The 9,660-nt window shown below is 66.7% G+C and carries 1 protein-coding gene and 1 pseudogene; both read right to left on the reverse strand.

Annotated features, from left to right (window positions below; all coding sequences use genetic code 11):
• Window positions 1-8: 8 nt before the first annotated feature.
• Window positions 9-1,442 (reverse strand): annotated as a pseudogene (locus GYA95_RS28495) (condensation domain-containing protein); the annotation flags it as partial.
• A gap of 364 nt (window positions 1,443-1,806) precedes the next feature.
• On the reverse strand, window positions 1,807-9,660 hold the full coding sequence (locus GYA95_RS16290; protein WP_161551432.1) for a non-ribosomal peptide synthetase: 7,854 nt from the start codon (window positions 9,658-9,660) through the stop codon (window positions 1,807-1,809).

Below are 9,660 nucleotides of genomic sequence, written 5' to 3' on the forward strand. Positions count from 1 at the left end.
TCAGGCTCGTCCAGCAGCGGCAGGTCGGCAACCCGCTGCCCAGGCTCGCATACGATCCCCTGCAGCAGGTTCAGCCAATGCCGGGCCATGCCCTCGATGGTCGCCGCGTCGAACAGGTCGGTGGCGTAGGTCAGTGCCGCGCCAATGCCCTGCTCGTGCTCGAAGGTATCCAGGGTCAGGTCGAACTTGGCGGTGTGGCTGTCCCAGACCAGCTCTTCCATCTGCAGCCCTTGCAGGCTACGGCGCTCGCCCTTGGCCTGGGTCTGGTGGTTGTACATGACCTGGAACAGCGGGCTGTGGCCCAGGTTGCGCTCGACCTGCAAGGCCTCGACCAACTGCTCGAACGGCAGGTCCTGATGGGCCTGGGCGCCCAGTGCGCGTTGCTTCACCTGCTGCAGCAGGTCAATGAAGGTCATCTGCAGGTCGAACTCGGCCCGTAGCACCTGGGTGTTGACGAAAAAGCCGATCAGGCGCTCGGTCTCGACCCGGTTGCGGTTGGCAACCGGTACACCGACGCGGATATCTGGCTGGCCGCTGTAGCGGTGCAGCAGCGTCTGGAAGCTGGCCAGCAACAGCATGAACGGCGTCACGCCCTGCTGCTGGGCCAGCTGCTTGAGCGCCCCGGCCAGTTGCTGGTCCAACGCGACCTTTATCCGTGCGCCCTGATGACTGCTCACGGCGGGCCGCGGGCGGTCGGTGGGCAGCGCCAGCACGGGATGCTCCTCTCCCAGTTGCGCGGTCCAGTAGGCCAGTTGCTTTTCCTGCTCGCCGGCCTCCATCCAGTTGCGCTGCCAGGTGGCGTAATCGGCGTACTGCACCGGCAGTGTCGGCAACTCCACGGGTTGGCCCTGGCTGTAGCCGTGGTAGAGCTGCACCAGCTCGTTGACCATTACCGGCATCGACCAACCGTCGGAGACGATGTGGTGCAGGGTCAGCACCAGCACATGTTCGTCTGCTGCCAGGCGCAACAGGCGCACACGCAACAGCGGGCCCTGCTGCAGGTCGAAAGGCAGGTGGGCTTCGGCCTCGACACGCTGACGCAGGTAGCTGTCATCGGCCTGCACCAGCACTTCAACGGCCAGTTCGAAAGGGACATGTGGGTGGATCACCTGAACCGCCTGTTCCCGTTCCAGGCGGAAGGTGGTACGCAGCGTTTCGTGGCGCTTGATCAGGGCCTCGAAACTGCGCTGCAGGGCTTGGGTATCCAGGTGGCCTTTGAAACGCAAGACGGACGAGAGGTTGTACGCGCTGCCCACCTCGCCCAATTGCGACAGTATCCACAGGCGCTGCTGAGCGTAGGAAAGCAGCACCGGCTCTGCAGGATCCCTCGGGAAGATCGGCGTGACACCGTACAGGTTCACGCCTTGTTTCTTGAGCAAGGCTGCCAACGCCTTACGTTTTTGGGTGGACAACGATACGACCGTATCGAGCAGCTCTTGCACAGGGAATCTCCTAAGAAATCAGCTCATCAATTTCCTCCGTAGTTAGACGGTTGAGTGGTGGCATGGATTTAGATGGAAATTCGGTGGAGGCAGCGCCCGGTGCAGGTACAGCGTGACCCTGAAACCTGCACCGAACCCACTTCCCATGGCACAGCACATAAATAATTGGCAGGGCCCCTGTGGGACCCGGAAACCTGCGCCATACCTGTGGGAGCGGGCGCGCCCGCGAACACCGGCGCAGCCGGTGCCATCCACCGCGTCGCCTGCTTCGCGGGCATGCCCACTCCCACAGGGACCCCACCAGCTGAAGGAATGCCTCATATCTATGGGAAAGGGTTTACCCACATGCACAGATCACATCAGGTCAGGAAATCAGTTCATCGAGCTCTTCCATGCTCAGGCTATCGAGCAGCGCCAGGGATCTGGCCAACTGGTCCTGGGTGGAATCGACCAGGGGCGTCCTGGCTTCCAGTTGACGACTGAAGTCAGCCAGCACCGGGAACTCGAATAGTTCTTTCAATTCGGCCACTACCCCCACCTGCTCCTGGATGCGCACGATCACCGAGGTGGCCAGCAAGGAGTGCCCGCCAATCTCGAAGAAGTTGTCACCCAGGCCGACCGTCTCCAGCTTCAGCACATCCGCCCAGATCGCCGCGATCTGCTGCTCCAGCGCGCTCTGCGGGGCGATGTATTCACCCTGAGACTGGCTGGCATCCGCCTGCGGCAGGGCCTTGCGGTCCAGCTTGCCGTTCGGCGTCACCGGCAGCTTGCCGAGCAGCAGCAGGTGCGCCGGCACCATGTAGTCCGGCAGGCCGGCCTTCAGCGCCTCGCGCAGGCTGTCGCGCAACGCGCCTTCGTCTTGCGTGCTGTCGGCAGGCACCACATAGCCCACCAGCTGCTTGCCGCTTGGCCCGTCCTGGGCCAGCACCACGGCTTCCTGCACACTCGGCAGCTCCAATAGACGCGCCTCGATCTCGCCCAGTTCGATGCGCAGGCCGCGGATCTTCACCTGATGGTCGATGCGCCCGGCGTAGTCGATCACCCCATCGGCGCGGTAGCGTGCCAGGTCGCCGGTGCGGTACAGGCGACCGCCGTTGTCGCTGAACGGGTCCGGCACGAAGCGTTCGGCGGTCAGCGCCGGGCGTTGGTGGTAACCACGGGCCAGGCCGACACCACCGAGGTACAGCTCGCCGGCACTGCCGCGCACCGCCGGTTGCAGGCTGCCTTCGAGGATATGGGTCTTGAGGTTGTCGATCGGCTGGCCGATCGGCACGCTGATGCTTTCGTCCGGCTGGCAGGTCCAGTGGGTCACGTCGATCGCCGCCTCGGTCGGGCCGTACAGGTTGTACAGGCCCGCCGCCGGCAGGCGTTGCAGGGTTTGGCGGGCCAACTCGGCCGGCAACGCTTCACCGCTGCACACCACGCGCTTGAGGCTGACGCAGCTTTCGACCGCTTCGTGGGTCATGAACGCCTGCAGCATCGACGGCACGAAGTGCAGCGTGCTGATGCCGTGGTGGTTGATGGTTTCGACCAACAACTGCGGGTCGCGGTGCGCGCCGGGCTGGGCCATGACCAGGCGCGCGCCGGTCATCAGCGGCCAGAAGAACTCCCACACCGACACGTCGAAGCTGAACGGGGTTTTCTGCAGCACGCTGTCGCTGGCGTCCAGGCCGTAGGCCTTCTGCATCCAGCACAGGCGGTTGACCAGCGCCTGATGGCTGTTGCCAGCACCTTTCGGGCGACCGGTGGAGCCGGAGGTGTAGATCACGTAGGCGAGGTTCAGCGGGGCCACGTCGATGTTCGCGTTGGCATCGCTGTAGCCATCTAAGTTCTCGGTGTCCAGGTCCAGGCTGCGCAGGCCGGCCGGGATCGGCAGGGCTTCATGCAGGTGCGACTGGGTCAGCAGCAAGGCGATGCCGCTGTCCTCGAACATGTAGCTCAGGCGATCCTGGGGGTATTCCGGGTCCAGCGGCACATACGCGCCGCCGGCCTTCACGATGCCGAGCAAACCGATGACCATCTCCAGGCTGCGCTCCATGGCGATGCCCACCAGCACATCCGGCCCCACGCCCTGCTCGCGCAGCTTGTGCGCCAGCCGGTTGCTACGGCGGTTGAGCTCGGCATAGCTCAGGGTCTGCTGGCCAAAGGTCAGCGCCGGGGCATCCGGGGTGGCGAACACCTGGGCTTCGATCAGCTGGTGAATGCTGCGCTCGTCCGGGTAGGTCGCCTGGGTTTCGTTCCAGCCTTCGACCATCTGTCGCTGTTCTGGCAGGCCCAGCATTGGCAGCTCGCCAACCACCGCGTCAGCATTCTCCACCAGCGCCTGCAGCAGGTTGGCAAAGTAGCCAGCCAGGCGGCCAATGCTCTCGTCGCTCCACAGCGCACGGTCATGGCTGTACTGCATCGACAGCGTGGTGCCCAGTTCCACCACCAGGGTCAGCGGGTAGTTGGTCTGCTCCTGCACGGCCACATCGCCGAAGCGCAGGCCACCGGGCGCGCCCTGTTGCAGCGCCTCGGCCACCGGGTAGTTCTCGAACACCAGGATGCTGTCGAACAAGGCGTCACCGCCCTGCCCCGCCCAGCGCTGAACATCGTACAGCGGGGTGTGCTCGAACTCGCGCACGGCCAGGTTGCCGGCCTGCACCAGGCCGATCCACTCGGCCACGGTCTGCTCGGCACGCGGGGCGCCGATCACTGGCAAGGTGTTGATGAACAGGCCGATCTGTTCCTCTACCCCCGGCAGGTCTGCCGGGCGGCCGGCGACAGTGGCACCGAAGCACACGCTGGCCTGGCCGGTGCAGCGCTGCAACAGCAGCAGCCAGGCCGATTGCACCAGGGTGTTGACCGTGACCCGGTTGGCCCGGGCGAAGGCTTCGATGCGCGCGGTCTGCTCAGGGTCGAAGGCCAGGCGGTGGTCGCCATGACCGCTACCGCTTGTGCCTGCACTGCCGGCGATGGCCTGGGCCAGGCGGGGCGGCTCGTCCAGGGCGGCAAGCTGGGCTTTCCAGAAGGCTTCGGCAACGGCCGCGTCCTGGCCCTGCAGCCAGGCGATGTAGTCGCGGTAGTGCGTGGCCTGGGCCTGCGGCGCCAGGCCGGCATAGCGCTGCAGCACTTCGCCCAACAGGCGCGAGGTGCTCCAGCCGTCCATCAGGATGTGGTGGTTGGTGTAGATCAGGTGGTGGCGGGTATCGCACGTGCGTACCAGTACCAGGCGCAGCAGCGGCGCGGCAGCAAGGTCGAAACCGCGCTGGCGCTCACCCTCGGCCAGGGTCTGCAATGCCTGCTCCAACGCCGGCTGGCCACGCCAGTCATGCTCGCTGCATGGAAGTTCGACGGCCTTGCGAACCACCTGTACGGCTTGCTCCAGTTCGCCTTGCAGGATGAAACCGCTGCGCAGGATGTCGTGGGCATCGAGCGTGGCCTGCCAGGCCTGGCGGAACCGCTGCACATCCAGCCCCTCCACATCCACGCGCAGCTGGTTGATGTAGTTACCGGCCTGCTGGTCGTAAAGGGTGTGGAACAACATGCCCTGCTGCATGGGTGACAGCGGGTACACATCGGCGATCTGCCCGGCCTCCAGCGGCAGGCTGTCCAGTTGCGCCTGGGTCAGCGCGGCCAGCGGGAAGTCCGACGGCGTCACGCCCTGGTGCCGCGCATCGCAGCAGTGCTCGACCAGCTCTGCCAAGGCCTGCCCGTAGGCCCGGGCCAGCTTCTCGATGGTGGCCGGGTGATGAACGTCGGCGCTGTAGGTCCACTCCAGGAACAGCTCGCCGCCGTACACCTGGCCGGTGATGCTCAGCCAGTTGCCCAGCTGCGCGCCGGCACATTGGGTACGGCCTGCGCTTTCCCCGCTCGGGGTGAACAGGGCGCCGGCCTCGGCATCGAAGCTGGCATCGAACTGGCCCAGGTAGTTGAAGGTGACACGGGCCTGGGCGGCACGCTCGAGCTGGTCACGCACTTCAGCATCGCCGAAGTAACGCAGCAGGCCGTAGCCGAGGCCTTTGTCCGGCACGCCGCGCAGTTGCTCCTTGATTGCCTTGATCGACTGGCCAAGGTCTTGGCCGGGTGTGAGGCGCACCGGGAACAGGCTGGTGAACCAGCCCACGGTGCGGCTGAGGTCGAGGTCGTCGAACAGGTCTTCGCGGCCATGGCCCTCCAGCAGTACCTGCACGTTGTCCTGTGCGCTCCACTGGCACAGGGTGCGCGCCAGCGCGGTCAGCAGCAGGTCGTTGATCTGCGTGCGGTAAGCCGCCGGGGCCTGTTTCAGCAGTTTGGCGGTGCGCTCGGCATCCAGCCGTGTGGCGGCGGTACGGGCATGGGTGTTGGCCAGGCTGCCCAGCGGGTTGTCACGCGGCAGTTCGGCGTGGTCGCCGGCCAGCGCCTGCAGCCAGTAGTCGCGCTGTGCTTGCAATGCGGGGCTGCCGGCATGGCTGGCCAGGCGCTCGGCCCAGGTCTTCACCGAGGTGGTCTTGGCGGGCAGGCTCACGGCCTGGCCGTTCAGCAATTGCCGGTAGGCCGCTTGCAGGTCTTCCAGCAACACCCGCCACGACACACCGTCGACCACCAGGTGATGGACCACCAGCAGCAGGCGCTGCTGGCCATCGGCGAAATCGAACAGTTCGGCACGCAGCAGCGGCCCGTGCTCCAGGTTCAGGCTGGCCTGCACCTGGTTGCCGGCGGCGTCCAGCTCACTCAGTGCGGCCAGGTTGCGCTGGTGCAGCAGTGGTGCATTGTCCAGCGGCTGGAAGCGCGCCTGCCACTGGCTTTCGCCACGGCTGAAGCGCAGGCGCAGGGCATCATGCTGCTCGACCACGGCGCGCAGGGCTGCCTCCAGGTGTTGCACCTGCACCGGGCTGGCCGGCTTGAGCAGCACCGACTGGTTCCAATGCGCCGGCTGGGCGATCTCCATCTCGAAGAAACGCGCCTGGGCCGGCAGCAATGCCAACTCGCCGCTGGTGGCGGTGTCCATGGCTGCGGCCGCAACCGCTTGCTTGGCCTCGATGCGCTTGGCTACCTGGGCCAGCTGGGCGATGGTTTGTTGTTCGAACAGCTGCTTGGGGGTGATCCGGATGCCCTGGCGTTTGGCCCGGGCGATGATCTGCAGGCTGAGGATCGAGTCGCCGCCCAGTTCGAAGAAGTTGTCGGTGCTGCCGACCTGCTCCAGCTTGAGCACATCGGCCCACACTGCAGCCAGCTTCTCCTCGATATCGCCTTGCGGCGCCACATAGCCACGGCTGACCACGCCCGGTGCCAGCAAGGCGCGCTTGTCGAGCTTGCCATTGGCGGTCAGTGGCAGGCGCTCCAGCAGCAGTATGTGCGCCGGCACCATGTAGTCCGGCAGGCGTGCCTGCAATTGCGCCTGCAGTTGCTGCACGGTCACGCCTGCATCGGCCACCCCGTAGGCCACCAGCTGCAAGCGCTCGGCATCGCCCTCCAATGGCAAGGCCAGTACCACGGCCTCGTTGACACCAGGCAGGCCGGCCAGCACCCGGCCGACTTCACCTGGCTCCACGCGATAGCCGCGGATCTTCACCTGGTCGTCGGCACGGCCGATGAACTCGACCAGGCCATCGGCAGTCAGCCGCGCGCGGTCGCCGGTGCGGTACAGGCGGGCACCACCCTCGGTCGGCACGAAGCGTTCGGCGGTCAATGCGGGCTGGCCCAGGTAGCCCTGAGCGACACCCTGCCCGCCCAGGTAAAGCTCACCGGGCACCTGCGCCGCCAACGGGTTGAGGTAGCCATCCAGCACCTGGGCGCAGGCGTTGCCCAGCGGGCGCCCGACCGGCACCGTGCGGCAACCTGGCAGCGGCTGCCCCGTCTCGAAGGTGAGCACGCCGACAGTGGTTTCGGTCGGGCCGTAGTGGTTGATGACCCGGCAGGCCGGGCGCAGTTCGCGGATTTTTTCCAACAGGCCCCAGCTGCATGCCTCACCACCCAGGATCAATGCCTCGGCGGGCAGCACATCGGCGGCGCGGGCCGCTTGCAGCAAGCCTTGCAGGTGGCTCGGCACCAGTTTGAGCACGCCGACCTGGTGCTGCGCCATGTAGCTGGCGAAGCCATCCGGGTCGAACGCCAGTTCCTGTGGCAGCAGGTGCAGCAGGCGGCCCGAGGCCAGGGCACCGAACAGCACGGTGTGGCCCAGGTCGGCCGCGGTGGTGGACACCATCGCCATGCTCGCCGCGGCCGGCAGTTGCAGGCGCTCCAGCACCGCCTGGGTGTAGCTGGCCAGCGCCCCGTGGCTGACCACCACGCCTTTCGGCTGGCCGGTCGAGCCCGAGGTGTAGATCAGATAGGCCGGTTGCTCGGCGGCAATGGCCACCTCGACCGGGCTGTCGCTGCAGGTTGCCCAGGCGGTGTGATCGCAGGCAATCCGCTGCACGCCGTCCAGGCCGGCGAAGCGCTGGTCGCCCGGCTCATGCAGCAGTATGGCGGCGCCACTGTCGGCAATCAGTTGTTGCAGGCGCTCCTGCGGTTGCTGGGTGTCCAGCGGCAGGTAGGCGGCGCCGGTCTTGAGCACCGCGAGCAAGGCGCCGACCCACTCGATGGAGCGCGGCAGGCACAGGGCGACGATGCTGCCAGCACCGACGCCGTGCTGGCGCAGGTAGTCGGCCAGGCGGTTGGACGCCGCCTCCAGCCCGGCCTGGGTCATGAACCGGTCACCGGCACGCACACCGCCGTGGGCCTGGCCTTGCGCCATTGCCTGGCGCCACAAGGCGAGGAAGTCGCCGTGCGGGTAGGCCTGCGTGGCCGCCGGCAGCAGCGTCGCCAATTGCGGGCTGTCGACGATCGCCTGCTGCGGGTCACGGATCAGCGCATCCAGCACCTGGCGCAGCGAAGCGGCCATGCGTTCGATAGTGGCCTGCTCGAACAGGTCGGTGGCGTAGGTGAAATAGCCTTCGATGCCGTCGGCCTTGTCGGAGAAGTCGAACGCCAGGTCGAAGCGGGCATCGCCGCCGTCACGGGCAAAGCCTTCCACCTCCAGCGCGCCCAGGCGCTTGCGCCCTGCATCGCTGGCGGCCACGTGCTGGTTGATCTTGAACTGGAACAGCGGGTTGTGGGCCAGGTTGCGCTCGGGCAGCAAGGCATCGACCAGGTGCTCGAACGGCAGCTCCTGGTGCGACTGGGCGCCGCCGATCACGTCTTTGACCTGCTCCAGCAGTGCGGCGAAGGTGGCGCGCTCGTCCACCTGCACGCGCAGCACCTGGGTGTTGATGAAGAAGCCGATCAGGCCTTCCAGCTCCTTGCGGTTGCGCCCGGCGTTCGGGGCGCCGATGCGGATGTCGGCCTGGCCGCTGTAGCGCGACAGCACCACCGCCATGGCCGCCAGTACCAACACGAACAACGTGTGGCCACCCTTGCGCGCCTGGCTGCGCAGGGCCTCGGCCTGTTCGGCGCCGATGTCCACACGCACCACCGCGCCACGCTGGCTGGGCGTGGCCGGGCGCTCGAAGTCCAGCGGCAGGCTCAGCACCGGCTGCTCGCCGCCCAACTGGGCCTGCCAGTAGGCCAGTTGGCGCTGCGCTTCACCTGCCTCGAGCCAGGCGCGCTGCCAGATGGCGTAGTCGGCGTACTGGATCGGCAAGGCCGGCAACTCGGCCTGCCGGCCTTCGGCCAGGGCGCTGTACAGCTGGATGAATTCCTGCACCAGCACATCGCTGGACCAGCCGTCCGAGATGATGTGGTGCATGCTCAGCGCCAGCACGTGGTGATCGGCGGCCACGCGCAGCAGGGTCACCCGCAGCAGCGGGCCGCTCAGCAGGTCGAAGGGCTGCTTGAGGGCGGCGTCCACGGCCACGCTCAGCGCTGTCTCATCGACGGCACCGTCGAGCATCAGCAATTCCAGCGCCAGCGGGCAGTGCTCGAGGATTTCCTGGTAGAACTCGCCCTCCTCCGAGGCAAAGCGCGTGCGCAGCGATTCGTGGCGTTGCACCAGCGCATCCAGCGCCTGCTGCAGCACTGCCTGGTCCAGCGCGCCCTTCAGGCGTACCGCCATCGGCACGTTGTAGGCTGGGCTGTCGGGCTCCAGCTGCCAGAGAAACAGCAGGCGTTGCTGGGCGTACGACAGCGGAATACGCGCCAGGCCCTGGCGCGCGGGCACGATAGGCAGCAGGCGGAAGCTCTGGCCGGTGGCCTGCATCTTTTCCAGGATCTGCTGGCGTTGCTCCACAGGGAGGCCAACGAAACGTTGGGCGATACGTTGTGCGGCAGTGAGTTCCAT

This window comes from Pseudomonas asiatica (genome assembly GCF_009932335.1).
Taxonomy (GTDB): domain Bacteria; phylum Pseudomonadota; class Gammaproteobacteria; order Pseudomonadales; family Pseudomonadaceae; genus Aquipseudomonas; species Aquipseudomonas asiatica.

What these genes read in the sequence shown, in the direction of transcription:
- GYA95_RS16290 (WP_161551432.1), bottom strand. Translation starts at nt 9,660, where the DNA reads ATGGAACTCACTGCCGCACAACGTATCGCCCAACGTTTCGTTGGCCTC.